14 protein-coding genes are annotated in these 21031 nt (G+C 55.5%); 6 read left to right on the top strand and 8 right to left on the bottom strand.

Going from position 1 to position 21031, the window contains the following annotated elements; translation table 11 throughout:
* Positions 1-272: 272 nt before the first annotated feature.
* The 6 genes from BN348_RS01685 (at position 273) to BN348_RS01660 (ending at position 8051) form a co-directional block, all read left to right on the top strand.
* Positions 273-1601: a vWA domain-containing protein gene (locus tag BN348_RS01685; protein WP_040195800.1), complete on the top strand. Its 1329-nt coding sequence runs from the start codon at positions 273-275 to the stop codon at positions 1599-1601.
* Between the two features lie 350 nt (positions 1602-1951).
* Positions 1952-2581 (top strand): hypothetical protein, encoded by a 630-nt coding sequence (locus BN348_RS01680; RefSeq protein WP_040195799.1) that lies wholly within the window; start codon positions 1952-1954, stop codon positions 2579-2581.
* Positions 2582-2776: 195 nt separating this feature from the next.
* Positions 2777-4015, top strand: coding sequence for a hypothetical protein (locus BN348_RS01675; protein WP_040195798.1), 1239 nt, complete (start codon positions 2777-2779; stop codon positions 4013-4015).
* A 58-nt stretch (positions 4016-4073) separates the two neighbouring features.
* Positions 4074-6404: a GAP1-M domain-containing protein gene (locus BN348_RS01670; RefSeq protein ID WP_040195797.1), complete on the top strand. Its 2331-nt coding sequence runs from the start codon at positions 4074-4076 to the stop codon at positions 6402-6404.
* A 103-nt stretch (positions 6405-6507) separates the two neighbouring features.
* Entirely contained in the window at positions 6508-6849 is a 342-nt protein-coding gene (locus BN348_RS01665) for a hypothetical protein (protein WP_040195796.1), read from the top strand.
* 38 nt (positions 6850-6887) lie between these two features.
* On the top strand, positions 6888-8051 hold the full coding sequence (locus BN348_RS01660) for an iron-containing alcohol dehydrogenase (RefSeq protein ID WP_040195804.1): 1164 nt from the start codon (positions 6888-6890) through the stop codon (positions 8049-8051).
* A 1110-nt stretch (positions 8052-9161) separates the two neighbouring features.
* Here BN348_RS01660 and BN348_RS01655 read toward each other — a convergent pair.
* The 8 genes from BN348_RS01655 to BN348_RS01615 form a co-directional block, all read right to left on the bottom strand.
* Positions 9162-10202: a M42 family metallopeptidase gene (locus BN348_RS01655; protein ID WP_040195795.1), complete on the bottom strand. Its 1041-nt coding sequence runs from the start codon at positions 10200-10202 to the stop codon at positions 9162-9164.
* The gene (locus tag BN348_RS01650) at positions 10195-11220 is read right to left on the bottom strand and encodes a M28 family peptidase (RefSeq protein WP_040195794.1); all 1026 of its coding nucleotides are present in this window, start codon (positions 11218-11220) and stop codon (positions 10195-10197) included. The genes BN348_RS01655 and BN348_RS01650 overlap by 8 nt, the downstream gene beginning before the upstream one ends.
* Before the next feature lie 432 nt (positions 11221-11652).
* On the bottom strand, positions 11653-13053 hold the full coding sequence (gene murD, locus BN348_RS01645; protein ID WP_040195793.1) for a UDP-N-acetylmuramoyl-L-alanine--D-glutamate ligase: 1401 nt from the start codon (positions 13051-13053) through the stop codon (positions 11653-11655).
* 48 nt (positions 13054-13101) lie between these two features.
* A complete protein-coding gene (locus BN348_RS01640; RefSeq protein ID WP_040195792.1) occupies positions 13102-14970 on the bottom strand; it encodes a glycoside hydrolase family 13 protein in 1869 nt (622 codons plus the stop codon).
* Positions 14971-15085: 115 nt separating this feature from the next.
* A complete protein-coding gene (locus BN348_RS01635) occupies positions 15086-16441 on the bottom strand; it encodes a hemolysin family protein (RefSeq protein ID WP_082020731.1) in 1356 nt (451 codons plus the stop codon).
* A 683-nt stretch (positions 16442-17124) separates the two neighbouring features.
* A complete protein-coding gene (locus BN348_RS01625; RefSeq protein WP_052446615.1) occupies positions 17125-18384 on the bottom strand; it encodes a methionine gamma-lyase family protein in 1260 nt (419 codons plus the stop codon).
* 6 nt (positions 18385-18390) lie between these two features.
* Positions 18391-19149 (bottom strand): GNAT family N-acetyltransferase, encoded by a 759-nt coding sequence (locus BN348_RS01620; RefSeq protein WP_040195790.1) that lies wholly within the window; start codon positions 19147-19149, stop codon positions 18391-18393.
* A 738-nt stretch (positions 19150-19887) separates the two neighbouring features.
* Positions 19888-21031, bottom strand: a 1144-nt coding sequence (locus BN348_RS01615) for a sensor histidine kinase (RefSeq protein ID WP_156136371.1), incomplete at its 5' end; no start/stop codon positions are given.

The raw sequence follows: 21031 nt of genomic DNA, 5'->3' as shown, positions 1-21031 counted from the left end.
CCTTGAACGGCCTTTCTTGGTTACTTCATTGGCCGGCAAAGAAGTAACTGCCACCCAGCCAAGTGTCACTTGGCAAACACAGTAAAGCCGCTGTTCCACAGCGGAGTAACATTACTATGCCAAGACACCTTGGCAAACAAAGAAAAACCGCTGTGCCACAGCGAAACAACGACCACCGATCCAAATCAAACAAAGACACGAATCCTATCGGACATCCCGGCGAAGCTTCGCCGTTACATAGAGAATCGATTGGCTTGAGAGGAGAAAGAGATATGCAGAAACAAGTGAACTGGCTGATGTTCTTCTGTACGCTCGGCACCGGCTTTCTTGGCTGGCTGCTGGCTGAATACATCGTCGTCAACCTGATCTTCGGCGATCCGAACAACCAGGTCCCGAATGTGCTGAGCGTCGGCATCTATTTTGTCATCCTGACCGTGTTCGGATGCCTGGGCGTCATCCTGTCGGAACGCATCCGTCCCACCTACAACAACTTCGAGCTGGCGCACGGCAGCTTCTCCAAACGGATACTGATCGCCATCGGCGCCGTCGGCATTGTGTTTGTCATGCTCGTTTCGATGCTGTTCCAGTTTCTTTACAGCCTTGCCATCGGCACAGAGAACGGCAAAAGCGACATCGTCATCATGATGGACTGCTCCGGCAGCCTGGAATACGGCTCCACGAATTCCTCCGGCGAAGATCTTCCGGCGACCGACCCGAAGCGCCAGCGCATCGAGGCCGCCAAGCATATCATCGACACGCTGGATGAAACGCAGATGGTCTCCCTGATCGCCTTCACGGATACGGCTGAAACCAAGTTCGATTTTGCCGTCATGAGCGACACCAACAAGGAGAAGCTCAAGGCGCAGCTCGAAGCGCTGGAATCGGACGGCCAGACCGACATCCAAAACGCGCTGGACTACGCCTATGAGCGGATTGACGCGTTCGCGTCGCTGCGCAATCCGGTTGTCATGCTCTTCTCCGACGGGGAAGACAGCTCGCTGGACGACGGCGACCTCAAAAACCAGATCCGCGGTTATCTCGACGACAGCATCCCGGTCTATTCGGTGCAGGTCAACGAGCGCGGTGATGAAAGCTCGGTGCTGAATTCGGTTGCCCGGATGACCGGCGGCGAATACACGCCGATTGAGGACGCCGATGAGATTTCCGAAGCGTTTATCGACACCTTCAACTCGATTCGGACATCCAGCGACCAGAACCTTGTGCTGCTGTTCCAGCGTTCCGGCAACATCAGCGGATCGCCGCTGTGGTTCTTCTTTATCCGGCTGCTGTGCTTCATGTTCATTGCGGGCAGCATCGGCGCGGCTTATACCATCCTGCTCAACAGCAAGGAGGCGATTGTGATCAACATCCTGTCCGGCCTGGCCGCAGGACTGATCATGGAGATCTCCACCTGGCTGTTCGGCGATTTCTTCCTGTGGCGGATGATCGCCGCTCTGCTGGTCGTCGCCGTCATCTGCCGGTATACCGTCAGCAGCAAGGGCTATGACGATCCGTATAAGAACGCCGATCTGTCGGTCGCACAGGTGCCGCCGGACGACGATCCGTTCAGCATCTCCTCCTTTGACAAGGGCGGCTTCTGAGCAGGCCGCCAGCTTTGCCGTGACAAGGTCGGCTTCTAAGCAGACGATCCTCTTTGCCGCGAAAGGTATCGGTCATCGTACTCAGATCAATACCATGCCCAGGGAAAGCGGACCAAGTCCCCTTTCAGCAAACGGCAGAGCTTTTGATTCTGTTGGAAGCGGGCGTTGCCCCTTATGACAGAAACCAACAGCGGCATATCGCCGGCACCCGGGATGCATCCCCATCCCCGTCAGCGACAGGGATGGATTTGACAGGATTGCTCCCTGTAAAATCCATCTGATACATGCCCGCGATATCCATCATAAAAGAACCATTTTCAGCATGTCAATATGAAACGAGGTGAAGGCCCATGCGGTTCCGCGACATCCAGTCTCAGAACGAACTGCTCTGCAACCTGAAAAGCGAAATATCCGGCAACACCTTAAAGGTGAGCTGGTCCTGGCCGATCGGCTGCAGCAAGCTGATGGTGTTTGTCCTGCCCGAAGCCGAACCATTCGATCCCGATGCATGCGAAGGCTACCGCAGCTTTGTCGTACACGCATCCAATCAGAAAAACTACTTTACCGACACCATCGACTTTACAAAGAAGTGTCAGTATCTTCTCTTTACGGTCGACAACCGCGACGACAGCCTGCTGATCCGTCAGCCGCCCGAGGTGGATACCGTCATCCGGCCGGACCCGCCGATCATCGTCAAGTACTATCTGTCGTCGGAGAAAGAGGGCCGATTCAAGGGGCTGTTCGGCAAGCACAAGCCTGCCGTGCAGAGCCTGCATCTCATCAGCACCAGCGACCTTTCGGGCGGCGACCTCTGCTATCGATTCCATTTCCAGGGCGGTATGAGCGGCAGCTTTACCTTTCCGTGTCCCATCCGGCAGAATGTCCCCTGCCGCTTTGACGACATCGAGCTGCAGGAGAACGAACGTCTCGAACTGATACCCGGCCGGCCGAATATCAAGCTGCTGCCCGGCGCGTTTTAGCGGGGCGCTGCTTTCATCATCCCACGCACTGTCCGTCTTCCCGAAAACGGCCTGACAGGATCATCCAGCCAAAGACAACGCGCCATACTGAAAACCGGGCAGGCGGATGCAGGCAGCCGTCAATCCGATACGCTGCCGGTTTCATGCCGTTCAAGCTGGAACCGGGCATATTAACATCAATATAAGGGGAATACTATGGGCTTCTTTGACCGATTTAAAACCAAAGACAACAAACCGAAAAACGATCTGACCGGCGACAAGCCGAAGGTACAGCAGGTGCATCCGATCACCTGCCCGTTCTGCGGCGCATACTTCCAGCCGAACCAGGTGCTGTTCGCGTTCTCGCGCGGCGAGGTGGAGCGGGAAAACGAAGACCTCTCCCCCGCGCAGAAGAAGGAACGCGTCTACTTCTCGATCTTCGACGACAGCTGCGACGTACACTACGCCTGCGGCATGCCGATGAAGATGACCCATAAGGCGAGCCGTGCGGTCTCGGTCATGCGGGTCTGCCCGAACAAAACCTGTCATCAGGTGCTGTCCCCCAACGCGGGGCTTTACGAGATGGGCAAGGGCATCTTTTTCCTGGGGCTGCGCAACTCCGGCAAGACGGTCATGCTCAGCACCATCATCAACACGCTCAAGAATGTGGCGCACTTCTACGGCGCCAAGTTCAACCACTACAACGCCGGTGTCGGGCAGAAATATGAGGAACTCTATTACGGCCCGCTCTACCGCAATCACATGCTGCCCAAGGCGACCGCTCGCGGTAAAAGCGACCTGCTTGTATATGAATGGATTTCCAAGCAGTACAGCACCACCATTGCGTTCTACGACATCGCCGGTGAGGATGCCGAGGATGAGAACACCCTGATCGAACAGGCCGGCACGCAGATCAGCAACGCACAGTCCTATGTTCTGCTGGTCGACCCGTATGAGATCGGCTACATCTCCAACATCAAGCAGAAAAAAGCGGCCTCCTATAAGGAGACCGTGGATATCTTCAACAACATCATCGACCATGTGGTGCTGCCGGATGAACGGCGGAAAAAATATCTGTCCATCGTCCTGACCAAGTCGGATGAGCTGGTCGGCCTGACCGGCGAGCCGCTCTTCCGCCGCGACACCGAGGCCTTTTCGAAAATCTATGAAAACATGAACCATGCCGCGGGACGCTTCCCGGTGCGGGAGCGCGCGAACCTCGGCAACGACATCTCGAACTTCTTCAAGGACAAGGCGCCGAACATCGTTTCGAACGCCGATCTGACCTTTGACAAGCAGAACATCGGCTACTTCATCGTATCCGCGCTGGGCATGGCGCCGGTGGAGGATACAGAAAACGGCTATTCGATCCCGAACGATCCGATGCCGATCCGTGTCGAGGAACCGGTGCTCTGGCTGCTCTATAAGATGGGCTACATCGACGGAGAAATCTGACCCATCCAGGGGACGCAGCGGATCCCCGCAAGAAATCAGAAGAACAGGTGTGTGAAAGATGATTAAATACCATTACTACGGACTAAACGGCACCCAGGGCTACGGGACCATCGCGAAATCCGACGGCATCCCGGAAGACGTGCTGATCAATATAAAGAGCGTCGCGCAGCAGTACAGCGAAACCGGCGGCTTTGCCAAGAACCAGATGCATATGCTGAGCGACGGCGGCTATATGGTGTTCGGCAACACCACTGAATTCGACGCCCAGGAGGGGGAAAGCCGCAAAAGCTTCTTCTGCCAGCAGTATCTGCTCGACCTGCTCGACCAGGGCCAGTATCTGATGCGGCTGCCGCAGCTGATCGCGAACCTGCCGTTCATCACGGCAAGGCAGCCGGATTATCCGACCGCTTCCCAGACGCTGCCCGCGTTTGAGGACGACTTCATTCCGCCGAGGGTAGAACTCGATTACCTCAAGCAGCTCGTGCAGGCTGTGGCCGAGGTCACGCTGGACACCGAACGCAACCGGCAGGTGTTCATCTGCCTGGACGACACCGCGGGCTATGAACAGCGCGCGCGCGGCCTGATGGCCGAAATCGCAAAGTTCCTGCCGCTGGAATCCCGCCGGCGGCTCGGCTTTACCACCTATGCCAACAACATCGAGGGGCAGACCATCTGGTACAGGGTGGTGTTCTGCACCACCGACGACATGGCGTTCTATAAGGACCGCTACGCCGGCAAGGGCTGCTATTACTTCCATCTGGACAGCGGCAAGGCAGAACCGGCTGTGACGGTCGGTTCCTATGTGCACCATCTGTTCGCACTGCCCGCGCAGATCGACCGGCTGGTCTTTTTATGCGACGCGAAGCTTTCCGGCGAGCTCAAAACCAAACTCGCCGCTTACGACGCGCTGCTCGACCTGCTGGAAAGCTGCTCCGCCGAGGACAATCTGGAAACCTATCTGCCGAAGCGCAGCCGGATTCTCAGCTTCCTGGAAAGCTTCTATGATCAGAAAACCATCACGCGCGACTTCATCGACAACATCTACCGCAAGGAGCTTCTGCTTGCAAAGCGCGGCGATATCGTGATCACCGACGATTCTCTGGTGGTCTGGACCGCATTCTACCTCAAAAAGGTGCTCGACAAGGAAAAGCTGATCGCTTATATGTTCGCCGTACAGGGCGAGCAGAACGACAGCTACATCACGGAATTCGTCAAGCGCCACAAAATCAAGGAGGATTTCTATCAGTACTGCATCGGGCAGGATGTGATCCCGCGCGCGCTGATCGACGATATTGCCTCCAAACTGCGGCTGTCGTCGGACATCATGACCGACATCGACCTGATGGTCAACCGCTATTCGCTGAAGGCGCTGGCGACCTCCAAGGTGTTGGACAGCATCGCGCTCTACTTCAAAGAAAAGGTGGACGGTAACCCCGAAAACAAGCAGGCCCTGCAGATGGTCAAGCAGACGGCTCAAAGCCTGAACACCTACCCGCTGGAGCCGTTCAAGAAGATCTGCGAGGCGGTCTCCGATATGGTCGACGAGCATCTCGATAAAATCGCACAGCAGGAACAGATGACACGAAAGCAGAAGCAGCGCACCAAGGAGCGCGAGGACCTGTTCGCGGGATACAGCGAAGCCTTCGGATCGCCGCGCATCGAGAGCATTGCGGACTCTGACCTGTTTGGCACGGCAAACCGGCTGCAGATCTCCAAAAAGGAGATGGACCGGTACGCCATGGAATTCTATCAGGAGCACAAGCTGCCGCTCGCGCTGCTGTATGCGGCCTGCAACTTCGATGAATTCGGCGTCATCACCTCCTGCGATTTTGAACGGACAGAACCGGCCTTTTTTGACGGCGATGAGAAAAACGATAAAAAGGCGCTGGAACGGGAATACCGCTTCCTTGAAACGCTGACCCGTTTCAAGGACTTCGATGAGCTTCCGGTGATCGGGCAGTCGATTGCGGAGTATCTGGGCTCCCGCAAGGACCTCTACAAGCTGGCAAAGAAAAAGCAGAAGCAGCCGTATGAGCTGATGCTGAAATATGGGGTGCTGAACCCAAAAAACGTCAAACTGCCCGTGCTTATCGTCAGCGCATTGCTGGTCGTCTTGCTCGTTGGCGCGGGCACAGTTCTGATGCTCACACGGGGAAAAAACGATGACAAGAACACACCGAGCGTCTCCAGCCCTGTCAGCCAGGGAAATGTCGAGGACTGGAACGCGTCGTCCAAATTCAGCCTGGCGCCCGGTGCCGGACTCGAATCCGGTACATCCTCCGTTTCCGGCGCATCCCATGATGCGAGCGGCAGCTCCGCACAGGGCGGCTCCGTGTCTTCCGTTTCGGAAAGCTCTGCGGAAGACGCAAACCGTTCAACATCCGATTGAAGGCTGAGCCGCCATACAGCGTTTCCGGGATATCCAAAGCGGCGATGCTCTATAGCAATCGGCCGATAAAGTCCAAACCGTCATCATAAAGGAGGGATGTTAAATGGCAATTGAAACGATCAATCTGGAGGAAGGGCATCCGTTCGCACATGAGGCGGTCAAACGGCTGGATTTTCATCTGCGCATGGCAGGAAGCCGGCACGCCAAGCTGCTCAAGCTGATCCACGGCTACGGCTCGAGCGGACCGGGCGGCAAAATCAAGCGCGCGGTGCATCTGCAGCTGCAGATTCGTATGGACCGCGGTGAGATCCGCACCTTTATCCCCGGCGAAAAGCTTTCGATCTTCGAGCCGGATACCCGCAAGCTGATTCAGGAATTCCCGGAGCTGTCCGAGGACCGGGATTTTCAGCGCGGCAATCTCGGCATCACCATTGTTGTGTTTTAAATGAATATGGATAAAATAAAAGGAGGAATCATCCTATGCTGGAATTCAATTATTATATGCCCAGCCGCATCTTTTTTGGAAAAGGCTCCCTTGAAAACCTGGGTACCGAAAAACTGCCCGGCAAGAAGGCGCTGATTGTCACGAGCGCGGGCGGCTCGATGCGGAAATACGGATATCTTGACCGTGTGACCGCGCTGCTCGATAAAAACCATACAGAATATGTGCTGTTTGAAAAGATCCTGCCAAACCCGATCAAAAGCCATGTTATGGAGGGCGCGCAGCTTGCACGTGAGGCCGGATGCGATTTCGTCATCGGGCTTGGCGGCGGCAGCAGCATCGACTCCTCAAAATCCATCGCCGTGATGGCGGCAAACGACGGCGACTACTGGGATTATGTCAATGGCGGCTCCGGCAAGGGGCTGGAGGTACCAAATAATCCGCTGCCTGTCATCGCGATCACCACGACCGCCGGCACCGGCACCGAATCCGATCCGTGGACGGTTGTCACAAAGGAAGAAACCGGTGAAAAGATTGGTTTTGGCTATGACAAGACCTTCCCGTATTTCTCGATTGTCGATCCGGATCTGATGATGAGTATCCCGCCGTATCTGACGGCCTATCAGGGCTTTGACGCGCTGTTTCATTCGACCGAAGGGTACATTGCAAACATCTCGAACTTCATGAGCGACATGTATGCGCTGAAGGCCATCGAATTGATTGGCAAGTATCTGGTTCGCGCGGTAAAGGATGGCAGTGATGAGGAGGCGCGCGCCGGTGTTGCGCTGGCCAACACATTGTCCGGTTTTGTGGAATCCACCTCCAGCTGTACGTCGGAGCATTCTCTGGAGCATGCGCTCAGCGGTTACCATCCGAAGCTGACCCACGGCGCGGGGCTGATCATGGTATCGGCCGCATATTATGAAACCTTCGCCGCGACAGTTCCGGAACGCTACGTCCAGATGGCCAAGGCGCTTGGACGCCGGGATGCCTCACAGGCATCCGACTTCATTGAGGCATTGAAGGATCTGCAGAAGGCCTGCGGTGTGGATGATCTGAAGATGTCCGACTTCGATGTCGACAAGGATGATTTGAAGAAGTATGCGCTGCATGCGCTTGACACGATGGGTGGGTTGTTTGAATACGACCCGTACAAGCTGACGCTGGATGAAATCGTCAACATTCTGGAGAAATCATACAGATAATTGCATTTTGTATTGCAAAAGACCCGGTTTTTAAACCGGGTCTTTTTATTTTTACTGGGATTTTTCTGCATCCGTGCGCGGAGCCATCTTTTTGTTTGCCAATGTCCCTTGACAGGGTGGTCTTTGTATCACTGTATCCCAGTGATTTCTTTTTATTTACCAAGTAACACTTGGCTGTGTGGCCGTTGTTCCGTTGTGACGCAGCGGCCAAAGAAGTAACCAAGAAAGGCCGTTCAAGGGGGCCATACACAGTGCCGCTTAGGGCCAGATGGCCCCCTTGAAAATCCCCTCTGATATCCCTTTTTCCGCTTCGGCCGCCTGCGGGCGGCGTTTTGCTTTTGGCTGAGTGGTTGGGCATACCTAGCAGCGGACGCATCCCCGGTTACAAGTTGTGCATATGGTACCCCAATACCTTTGCTGGTTCGTGGACTGACACCGATTTTTGTGGATTTCATTGGTCATGAATATATCACGATTCTTCGAATAAGCATCTTACGAATAATTCTACAGGGACTCAACTTTCTCAGATAGGCACGTCGGGCAACCACCCTGTTTATTTAGAGTACAAAACGAAACCTTTATCACACAGCACAGAGCAGATCAATTGTTCCTATGGATTCGGAATACAAGAGCGAGCAGAAATATATAGATATAACCGCCAGAATAACGGACGTTCGAACCCAGCGAACGCTGTGCTTCCTTGCCCTAAATGTGGTGCGGACGGGCTGAGGGGGTTTCCAAAGGGGGAATGACGTCCATACTGACTGTACCGAAGCGGCATTCCCCCTTTGGCGGCCTTTCTTGGTTCTTCTTTGGCCGCGCAAAGAAGAACTTCCACTCTGCCAAGTGACACTTGGTAAATAAAAGAAAGCCGCTGGTCTGCAGCGGAACATCCCCCTTGTCTGGAACAGCTTAGACAAACAAAGGCCGGTTGTTGTGAATTTTAATCTCCATGCCAGAAAAACACAAAAAATAAAAGAAAGATGGACTTCCCCATCCTTCTTTTATTGCTGTACCGGTTGTATCACCGGCCTTCATGTAAATATCCATAAGCCGCCTGGGGCTTATGGATATTTTACGCCGCCAATACTGCAGACTTCTGCTTCAAAATCAACATTGAAATGATGCGTCAAACACGGCATCCATCTGCTCAATTGCCGCCTGCAGCAGCCGGACGGTGTCCTCAGCGTCGGAAAGCTTCAGTACGCAGGCTGCCGAATGGATGTACCGGCCGGGCAGCGACACCGCCAGCGTGCGCACACCGCTGCGGCTGACATGGATGCTTCCCGCGTCGTTGCCGCCGTATACGCCCATCTTGACCTGACAGGGAATGCCCTTCTCCTTGGCGAGGCACTGCACAGCCTGATAGGATCGCCGGTCATAGCTGGTGGCACGGTCCATAAAGGAAAGCACCGGGCCTTTTCCGGCCAGGCAGACCTGTTTGTCCTTGCTGACGCCGCCCACGTCGGCTGCGGTTGTGACATCCACGACGATGGCCGCATCCGGATCGATCGCAAACGCCGCGGTCTTTGCACCGCGGGAACCGATCTCCTCCTGTACGGTGAAGACAAAGTAAGTGTCATACCGCAGCTCGCGCTTCGCAAGCGCGACCAAAACCGCACAGCCCGCGCGGTCATCCAGCGCTTTCGACTTGACAAAGCCGTCTCCGAACCGCACAAAGTCGCTGGCAAATACCACGCTGTCGCCAAGGCTCACCATCCGCTGTGCTTCCGCTTTACTGGCAGCGCCGATATCGATGTACAGCTCGTCAAGCTTGCAGACCTTTTCCTTCTCCGCCGCGGTCTGCATATGCACCGCCTTGGTGCCGATCACCCCCGCAACACGATTCCGGCCGACCAGCACCGGCCGGCCGATGACAACCCGTTCATCGATGCCGCCCACCGCCGTGAAACGCAGCATGCCGCTGTCCTCCACATAGGTGACGAGAAATCCGACCTCATCCATATGCGCGGCCAGCATCAGCTTCTGGGAGGATGCTTCCTTGCCCTTCTTAAACGCAATCAGGTTGCCGAGCGCATCGGTTTCAAGCGTGCAGATGCCTTCCAGCTCCTGTTCTATGATGCTGCGCACGCTTCCCTCATCTCCCGAAACACCGGGAGCCTGCGCAAGACGTTCCATCAACTCAACCACGGCGTCCCACCTCCTTCAGATATGCGGCGATCAGCTGAGCCGTATGCTCCACATCGCGCGTGTCGATCACCTCGACCGGCGTATGCATGTATTTGAGCGGGATGGACAGCAGTCCGGTCTTTACGCCCGCGCGGCAGACCGCAATGCTGTCTGCATTGGTAGAGGTTGTACCGCCCATCACCTCATTTTGATACGGGATACCTTCCCGTTCTGAAAGGGTTTTGAGCTCTTCGAAGATGCTGCGGTCGAGCACAGGGCTGATCCCGATCATCGGCCCCGCGCCGAGCGTTCCGCATTTTTCTTTTGGGGCGTCCGGCGTATAGCCGAAGCTGACGTCCACTGCAACCGCATGGGTGGGACTGACGGCAAAGCTGCCGGTTTTGCTTCCCTGGCAGCCGAGTTCTTCCCTTGTACTCAGCAGAACGGTCACGCCGCAGCTGAGCTCTTCATCCGCCGTCAATTGGACCGCGCGGATCAAAGCGGCACAGCCGGCGCGGTCATCCAGCGCGCCCGATTTCACAGTGCTTCCCATCAGCTCCGTGAAGGCCGACCGGAAGGTCACAGTGTCGCCGAGCGCAACCCTGCCGTCCAGCTGTTCCTTGGTATATCCGGTATCGATGTAAACATCGTCGCATTTCAGATTTTTGGCCTCGCCCTTCTGCAGATGGGGCGGGATGGTGCAGATCACGCCGAAGAGGTCCTCCCTGCCGTGGACGATGACCTCCGCTGCGCACAGCAGACGAATATCCACGCCGCCCGATGCGGCGACCCGCAGAAAGCCGTTCTCCTCGATATAGGTGACGACCAGACCGATCTGGTCAATATGCGCATCCAGCAGGACATGCGGCCGGTTTTCTTTTGGCTCGCGCACAACCGCAATCAGGTTGCCCAGCCGGTCGGTTTCTATCCTCTTGCAGAATGGCCGCAGCAGTCTTTCGGCGCATTTCGCGGCAGGATACTCGTTGCCCGATGTGCCGTGGACCGCGGTCAGCTCTTTTATCAGTTCTGTTATCTGCATCCGTTGGATTCCCTCCTTGAAAAGATAAAGGCACTGTTCAGTTAACATATGAAAAAGTTCTGAAGAGACACTTGTTTCATAAGGTCTCAGTCTTTTTGTCCTTCCTACCCGCTTACGGTGAGGAAAGACACTTGCAGGACTGTTCTTTCATGTCAACCCAACAAAGCCAAGATAAAAGGGAGACAGGCTCCCGGAATCTCTCTGTTTATGCTCTTTGATTTTTTCTTTCTGTTTGAATCTCTGTGGATATCCCATGTATGATACAGTTTTATGACGTCATCTGTCCGAACTTTTTCACACAGCTTCATACCGTCATTGACTTGTGCCGTCAGCTAATATACCGCCGGTGTTCCTCCAGTAACAAGCAGAATGATATAGGCTATCCTCAACATCCGCCGGACAGGATGGATTGATACAAGGGTTGACCGAATTCTACTGCTGTTCCGGCAGGCTTTCCACGATCTGTTTATAATGACGGCCGCGCAGCTCAAAATTGCGGTACATATCAAAGCTTGCGCAGGCCGGGCAGAGCATGACGACGTCGCCTTCGGCCGCCGTCTTATGCGCTTTTCCAACGGCGTCCTCCATGTTTTCGGCGCGAAGGATCTTCGGCTTGCCATGGCGGTAATTCGGATCGCCCGTGACGGCCTGTTCTATGGCGTCGGCGGTCTTTCCCATCAGGATCAGGGTCTTCACATGCTCCAGCACCGATGGGACCATCGGCGCAAACGGGATCTTCTTATCGTAGCCGCCCGCAATGACGATCAGCTTCTGCTGGAAGGAGTTGAGGCCCGCGATCATCCTCGTCGGGCTGGTGGCGATGGAATCGTTGTACCACTTCACGCCGCCGGTCTCCCGCACAAACTCAATGCGGTGTTCGACGCCCGCAAACTCCTTTGCAACCCGGTGGATGTTTTCGGCGTCGACCGATCCCCAGACGGCGGTGATGGCGCCCAGATAATTTTCGACGTTGTGGATGCCCGGAAGCCGGATATCCTCTCTGGAAAACAGCTTGTGCACGCCTTTTTTATCCGCCATATAGAGATAGCCGTCCTCACCGAGGAACGCGCCGTACCGCACCGGTTCCCTGCGTGAGAAAAAGTAACACTGGCCGCGCACCTCTGGCGCGATGCTTCTCGTGATCTCATTGTCAAGGTTCAGCACCGTCTTTGAAAACGCGTTCTGATGCCAGATCAGGTTTTTCTTGGCGTCGATGTATTCCTGCATATCCTTGTGCATATCCAGATGGTTCGGCGCGATATTCGTGATCAGCGCAACATCCGGGCTTCTGCGCATCGAAATCAGCTGGAAGCTGGAAAGCTCCACGACCGCGACGTCGTCGGACTGGATTTCATCGATGATCGGCATCAGCGCCCGGCCGATATTGCCGCCGAGATGCACCCTGCGGCCCTGCGCCCCTAGCATCTCCGCGATCAGCGTGGTGGAGGTGGTCTTTCCGTCGCTGCCCGTCACACCGAAGATGCGGCAGGGACACAGGTCGAAGAACATCTCCATTTCGCTGGTGACGACGACGCCGTTCTCCCGTGCTTTCTGCAGTTCCGGCAGGTAATATTTCATGCCCGGCGTGCGGAATACAACGTCGTACTGTTCGAGATTTTTCAGATAATCCCTGCCGGCCACAAACGTTACGCCGAGCATTTTGAGGTCCGCCGCCGTTTTGCCCAGCTCCTCCTCGGTGCGTTTGTCCAGCACGCTTACCCGGATGCCCTTCCTGACAAACAGCTTCACCATATCGGCATGGCTCACGCCAAGCCCGATGAATGCGACATTCCGATCCCTGATCGACTCAAAAAACGCGTCTGCTCTGGTCATATTCTATCCATCCTTCCATGATCTGCATATTTCACCCTTGTTCCCATTCTATTCCACGATTTGAAAAGATACCACCGCATATCCGTAAGGCGGCAGAATCATCCGGTTTCCATCGAGGCCGCCGCCGATATGCAGCTGCCCGCACCGGATCTTCTGTTCAAGCTCCATCGTCAGTTCGAGGTCGGTGCGGTTGACCGCGATCAGCAGCCGCTGCTCCCCGCTGTGCCGGATAAACGAGAAGATGTGGTCGTCGCACAGATACGGCTTATACAACGCGTCCTTCAGGAATGCGCACTCGCTGCGCACCCGTCCAAGCTCTCTGGTAAAGGCCAGCAGCTCTTCATCGATGTGGTCCCAGGCAAACGGGCGGCGGTTGAACGGGTCCTTATAGCCCTGCATGCCGATCTCGTCGCCGTAATACAGGCACGGGACGCCCGGCAGGAAGTACTGCAGAACGAAGCTCAGTTTCAAAAGCTGTACGCCATGATGGTACTGGATCGGCGACAGCGCGTGGGACGCCTGCCATTCGCGGCCGTAGTGCGCGAGCGGCTCTCCCGCCAAATTTGTGATGGCGCGCTCGGTGTCATGGGTGGACACCGAATTCATCAGCACATCCACAACGGGCTTCGGATAGTTTTCCAGCACGGTCAGAATCGTGTCGTTCAGATGCGCGGCGTTTCCCGAACGGACATAGGACAGCACTGCGTCCTTAAACGGATAGTTCATGACGCTGTCGAGCTGCTCGCCCAAAAAATACCGGCGGCGCACACCGTAGCTGACCTTGTTGGACGCGTCCTCCCAGACCTCGCCGATGATGATCGCCTCTTCATCGCCGCCCTTGACCGCATCGTGCAGCCGGTCCAGAAAGCGGTCGGGAAGCTCATCCGCGACATCCAGCCGGTAGCCGGCCGCGCCCTGTTCGAGCCAATAGCGCAGCACGCCGTTTTTGCCGCAGATGAAGTCGGTATAATTCTCGTTGTCCTCATCGATCTCCGGCAGGGTTTCAAACCCCCACCAGGAGTGGTAGGAATCCGGGTAGCGGATAAATTTAAACCAGTCCCGGTAGCGGCTGTCCTCGCTGTTGTAGGCGCCCTTGACATCGTACCGGTTTTCTTTGTTGAAGTACACGCTGTCGCTGCCGACATGGCTGAACACGCCGTCCAGGATGATCTTGATGCCCTTCTCCTTCGCGGCTTCGCACAGATGCTTAAAGTCCTCGTTGCTGCCAAGCAGCGGGTCGATCTTCATGAAATTCGCCGTGTTGTACCGGTGGTTCGAATGCGCCTCAAACACCGGGTTGAGATAAATGGTGTCGGCGCCCAGCGACTGGATGTAGTCAAGCTTCTGCTCGATGCCCCGAAGGTCGCCGCCGAAATAGTCGGAGTTGGTGACCTTCCCTTTAGCATCCGGCAGATACACCGGCTCCTCATCCCAGGTTTCATGCATCGTACGGTCTGCCGGCACGCCGGATTTCTCCGCGCCGCTGCTGTAAAACCGGTCCGGGAATATCTGGTAGATAATGCCGCCCTTAAACCGTTCGGGCGTTTTGAAATCCTTGTCATACACGGTCAGCTGCCACAGCTCGCCGTCCGGACAGTCAAGCTTGCCCTTGGAGCCGGATGCGCGTTTGATCATGACCTCCCGGTCACAGCTGACCGCCTTGAAGCAGTAGAAATACAGCATCGGCGAATCCGAACGAAACCGGCAGCTGAATTCATTGTAGCCGACCTCGGACCGTGTCAGATGCATCAGGAAGAACTGCGGGGAATCCCAGCGGTCCACCTGATAGACGATCAGATAGGGCTTGCGGTAATATTTCGGCAGTTTCAGGCGAAAGGTCACCTCTTCATCGGTCCTCACCGCGCCGAACGGGGTCTTGTAGCTTAAATCTCTGCTGTCGAATACACATTCGTCCAAGTTGCAACATCCTTCCCATCATGACTGATATGGCTGAAATCCTCCGCCCCGCAAATGAGGGGCAGAGGACTTTTTCAATCAATTTATGTTGTGCAGCGCCGTTATCCGCTGCGTGCTATTCTTTTTCCTTTTGGCTATCGTTCTCCCCGGATTCGTCATCGGTGCCGAGCTTTTCCGCTTTGACCTTCGCGATCCGGCGTTCCTCCACCGACAGAACCGTGAATTCCACGCCCTGAACCCGGATGGACGGATGCTCATCCGGCGTCGGGATAAATCCCAGCGTATCGACAATCATACCGCCCAGGGTGTCATAATCGTCCGATTCCGGAAGCGCGACGTCCAGCAGGTCGGACACCTCGCCGAGGTCGGTTGTGCCGTCTATCGTGAAGATGTTTTCGGAAATCTGCGAGAAATCCTCATCCTCGTCGTCGTACTCATCCTGAATGTCGCCGACCAGCGATTCCAGGATGTCCTCCATGGTGACCAGTCCGCTGGTGCCGCCGTACTCGTCGACAACCACCGCGACCTGCACCTTTTTCGCCGTGAATTCCTTGAACAGGTCGTAGCATTTGTTGGTTTCCGGGATGTACAGCGCCGGGCGCACAAAACCGCGCACCGGCAGAAGCTTGGAGTTGCTCTCGCCGATCAGGGAAAGCAGGTCCTTGACATACGCGATGCCGCAGATGTCGTCGATATCCTCCTCGTAGACCGGAATGCGGGAAAATCCGGTCTGCACCGACAGCGTGACGACCTCCTCGATCGTGGCGTCGATGGAAACGGCGTCGATATCGGTGCGGTGGGTCATGATCTCCTCCACCGTCCGGTCGTCGAACTCAAAGATGTTGTTGATCATATCCTTCTGGCTTTTCGGGATGACGCCCTTTTCGTTGCCCTCGTCCACCAGCATCAGGATTTCCTCTTCGGTGATCTCCTGCATCTTGCCGAGGGACGCGCCGCCGAACAGCTTGCCGATGCCGGCGGACAGCAGGTTCAACAGTGAGATCAGCGGCCACAGGATGATGAAGAACAATCTGAGCAGCGGCACGACGGCCGGCGCGATGCGTTCATATCCCCTTGCCGCGATGTTCTTCGGCAGAAACCGCGTAAAGACGAAGATGGAAAAGGTCAGGATCAATGCGACAATCGCGGCGGACAGCGCCGGGATCAGCTGTACCGGGCAGCCGGTCGATTTGAGCCATCCCGTAAAGAACGGATACAGGGCGATGGTCGCCGTGATGCCCAGCAGCAGGTTTGTCAGCGTGATGCCTGTCTGAAGGGACAGCAGAAACCGCGACGGCGATTTCAGCAGCTTCACCACCCGCTTTGCTTTCGGATACTCTTCGGCATCCTTTTTCAATTTATTATCGTCCAATGCTACAATCGAATATTCACTCAAGGTAAAAAACATGCTGATGACCAGCAGGACGATCGCCGTCACGATGCAGGTCGTCATTTGACTGTCAGGGTCCATTGTTTGCTCCTTTCTGTTCCTCTTTTTCTTTCGGGAAGAAAAAGAGGTAAAAAGAAAATTTCCTCAGCAAAGATTTACTGGGATCTATGTTTAAAATCGTTTGGTTTCATCATCGTTCGGTTTTATTTGAAACCGTAATACCGCATGGGTTCCATATGATTCCAGTATCTTCGAACAGCGGCTTTCGATGTATCGCCTTAGCTGGGTCTGCCCCAGCAGTATACCGTATCATCTTCATTTACCGGCAGATACTCTTTTGGTGGCCAAAAGAGTATCCAGAAAAGGCCATTCAAGGGGCTGCGCCCCTTGAAAATCCCCAATATACGCAGCTTTCCTCGAAAGGATTGTTTCATCCTCCCAGATGACGGCTCGGTTCCCGCAATGGCTCGGTTCAGAGCGCCATGCTGCGCTGTGCCTTTCCGTTCCCATCGTTCTGTCGATGCCAGAACAACACTTCTGCCAAGCGTAGGCCGCGTCCAGCCTCATTGTCTCTGCCACGCCACAGCAGGAAAATATCCCCTGCATTGGCCCGGCAATATCGAGGAGAATCTGGTTTTTCCTATGTTCCATTCACAAGCTGTCTGCTTCGATATACTATTACAAGCTGGCCATTCTAACATGACAGCCTATCGCAGCTGTTTTATCGAAAGTTTTCCACTTAAATGATATATTAAATCACAAAATCACTTTTCCTGCGTCAGAATCCGGTTTGCGGCCAGCAGGACGCCTGTTTTGCCGCTGATATAGTTGATGCCGCCCTGCATCCAGACTGCATACGGTTCCCTGAGCGGGGCATCCGCCGACAATTCGATCGATGCGCCCGCCTGGAAGGTTCCGGCCGCCATGATAACCTCGCTTTCATAGCCCGGCATATCCCATGGCTCGGGCGCTACAAACGCGTCGACCGGCGACGCGCTCTGGATGCCCTGGCAGAACCGGATGAGCCCGTCAGGATTTCCGATTTTCAGGGCTTGTATGATATCTGTGCGGTCTGCGTCATATTTCGGGAAAACCTCATAGCCCAGCTTCTCAAACAGACAGGCGGCAAACACCGCTGTTTTCAGTGCCTGGTTCACGATGTGCGGCGCAAAGAAGAAGCCCATAAACATGTTTTTATTCTGTCCAAGCGTACAGCCGACCTCCTTGCCCATGCCGGGACTGGTCAAACGGTACGCGCATTTTTCTATCAAATCCCTGCGGCCCGCAATGTATCCGCCGGTCATCGCCAGCGAACCGCCCGGGTTTTTGATCAGCGAGCCGACGATCAAATCCGCGCCGACATCGGTCGGCTCAAGCTTCTCGACAAACTCACCGTAGCAGTTGTCCACCACGACCGCCGCATCCGGATTGGATTTTTTCACAATCTGCACAATCCGCTCGATGTCGCGGATATGCAGGGATTCCCGCAGCGCATAGCCGCGCGAACGCTGGATGTAGGCGATCTTCGCGCCCTTGACGGCATCGGCCATGCCTTCATAATCCGGCGTGCCGTCGACTTTCAAGTTCAGCTGCCGATATTCGATGCCAAAGTCCTTCAGCGAACCGGTATCCTCCCCGCGGATGCCGATGACCTCTTCCATTGTGTCGTACGGCGCGCCGGTCAGGGACACCATCGTGTCGCCGGTGCGCAGAACACCGAACAGCGCCGTCGTCAGCGCATGGGTGCCAGACACGAAGTTGTGGCGCACCAGGGCGTCCTCGGCTGAAAAGACCTGTGCGTAGACCTTGTCCAGACAGTCGCGGCCGCGGTCCCCATAGCCGTAGCCAGAGGTCGGGATAAAGTGCGTTTCGCTGACGCCGTTGTCAATGAAGGCGCGCAGCACCTTGCGCTGATTGTGCTCCTCGATCCGGGCAAGCCGCGCGAATGTCTCGCCGCAAAGCTGTTCGCATTCCGGCTCCAGCCGGTCCAGCGTCTCATGAAACTTAAAAAAGCTGTCGCTCATGTTTTTCTACATTCCTATTCTCATATAGTTTCCCGCCGGTTCAAACGCCATCCGCTCATAGACCTGGTCTGTGAAGGCATTCTGGCTCAGCAGGTAGATTTCCTTTTTATTATAGCATGACTTGATGATTTCTACCAGCGTTTTTACAAAACCTTTTCTGCGGTATGCCGGCAACGTTCGTATGTTTTCGAGCAGAACCGTATGTTCTGCTCGCAGCGCCGACACGGTCGCCACATAGCTTCCATCCATTTGATATCCGTAGACATCGCCGGCGCCCTTCATAATTTTGCGCATATAGTCGCAGTACAGAAGCTCCGAAGCATTCGGGGACAGCTCCAGAAGCTCCAGCATCTTCTGAACCTCTGTATTGCGGCTGACCAAACGATGCGTCCGTCTTAACGAAGTTTCGGGGATACTTTTCATCACCGTGCCGGTCTGAACGCTGTGTATGCTTCGGCCGCTGATAAACTGTTCTCCAAGCGGCTGGTCCATCCAGATGACCGCCTTCTCGCTGAACAGGCGGAGAAAAGCTTCGATGGTCTGGTCGTATTGATTCGTCAGGACAAACAGTTCTTCGTAATATTTACAGATCATCCCGACCGGTTCTTCATCCAGATACTGGACCCAGAAAGCGCAGAAACCATATGCCGTTCCATAGGACAGGTAATGGCTGCACATCTTGGTGCCCAGCGCGGGATGCAGTGCCGTACAGCTCAGAAAGTCGGCTTCGTTGTGTCTGCCGACCCGTTCGATTGTTGTTTGCATGATGTAGTTCTCCGTTCATTGGCAAAAATTAATGTCATCCGCGATTCATACCGGCAAATCCCTGATTATGTCGAGACGGCCTATCAGGGTAGCGCAACTTCGCTCAGGCCTACCCATTTTAAATATAAGGAACCGTTCACGCCATGGCGTGGCAGGATGCTATGAGGCTAGACGAGACTGTTCACAAGAAAAGTCCTCCCGCAAACAGCGACAGAACGATGTCCCGTTAGAGCATTGCGCATCGCCGTGCCTCTGAACCACGCCGGTGCGGGCACCATGCCGTCATCTGGGAGGAAGAAACTATCCTGCACAAAAAAGCTCCGTGATTGGGGGATCTTCAAGGGGGCGCCACCTGCGGTGGGGCACTCGGCTACGCCGCTTCTTCTGCTATGTTGCTGGAGATATTAGTCGCAGACTCTTTATCTATCTTAGTGTCGCGTAGCGCGTGCGCCAGCGCAGCTGGTCCCCTTGAACGGCCTTTTCTGGTTACTCTTTTGGCCGGCAAAAGAGTAACTGCCACCCTGCCAAGGCTCATTGTCAAAACAAACGGCAGCCCGCCGCATACCGGCGCAAAAAGCTGCCGCTCTAAAGGCAGTGCCAATTTCCATCAGCCAATATCAGAATCCGCGGCGGCTCCATCTGCTGGAGCAGACTTAAGCCTCGCTCCGTCCCATTCGCGGCGGCAAACGCAAGCTTCGGTTCCACCATTCGCGGCGGCAAACGCAAGCCTTGGCTTTGTCATCCCGCCGACGCAAGCCCCTGCTTCGGCAGAAGAATCGTAATGGCGGTCCCCTGATCCTCCGCGCTTTCCAGGGTCAGCTCTCCGTTATATTTTAACACAATATGCTTGACAATGGCAAGCCCCAGCCCGGTTCCGCCGACATGCCGGCTGCGGCCCTTGTCGACCCGGTAAAACCGCTCGAAAATCCTTGTCTGATGCTGCGGCGCAATGCCGATGCCGGTGTCCTCAATCTTCAACAGAAGCCCCTTCTCCTTCACGGCGCTGACCTTGACCATACCGCCCGGCCGGTTGTACTTGAGCGCGTTTCGGATCAGATTGCTCAGCAGCTGGTAGATATCCTCATATTCCGCCATATAGGCGATACCATGCGCCATTTCCTCCAGCAGCCGCACCTCGTCCTTCTCAGCCTCCAGCTGCAGCGCGGCAAAGATGTCACGCACAACCCCTTCAATGGAAACCGGCCGCTTCTCCTTTTCATCCTTCGCCTCCAGATGCGAAAGCTTCAAAATGTCCTCGATCAGATTTCCCATACGGTCCGCTTCGGTATGGATGCGCCTGAGATAATCCGCCTGCAGTGTCTTGTCGGTCACAACGCCGGCCGACAGCAGCTCTGAAAAGCCCTTGATCGAGGTGATCGGCGTCTTGAGCTCATGAGAGACGTTCGCGATGAACTCGCTTCGCATCAGCTCCGCCATCCGCTTCTGGGTCACATCGGTCAGGAACAGCACCGCGCCCTTCTTAATCCAGCGGTTGTTCATCGATGAGATGCTGACCGACAGAATCCGGCCGGTGCTGTCCGACATGTCCACGTCAAACGAGGTCGACACATTGCCGCGCAGCGCGTTTTCACAGGACAGAATCACCGCCTTCTCACGGGTCAGATGGAACAGGTCGCTGCCCTCCCCGACCTGCGGCTCTTCGAGAAGCTCCTGCGCCGCCGCGTTGATCAGCAGGATCTGAAACCGGTTGTCAATCGCCACAATGCCGCTGGGCATGTTTTCGAGGATGTAGCGGATCTTCTCATCCTGCCCGAACAGCTCCTCCGAGAGGTCCTGCACCTTCTCCGAAAGCTGTCCGACCACCTTGCCCAGCGGTTCCAGCTCCTCAGCCGATTTGGCCCCCGCTTCGGAAATGCCCTCC

The organism is Candidatus Soleaferrea massiliensis AP7, from assembly GCF_000820765.1.
GTDB classification, from domain to species: domain Bacteria; phylum Bacillota; class Clostridia; order Oscillospirales; family Ruminococcaceae; genus Soleaferrea; species Soleaferrea massiliensis.
The sequence above is the reverse complement of the archived record's forward strand: the minus strand, read 5'-3'. Positions and strand labels throughout refer to the sequence as shown.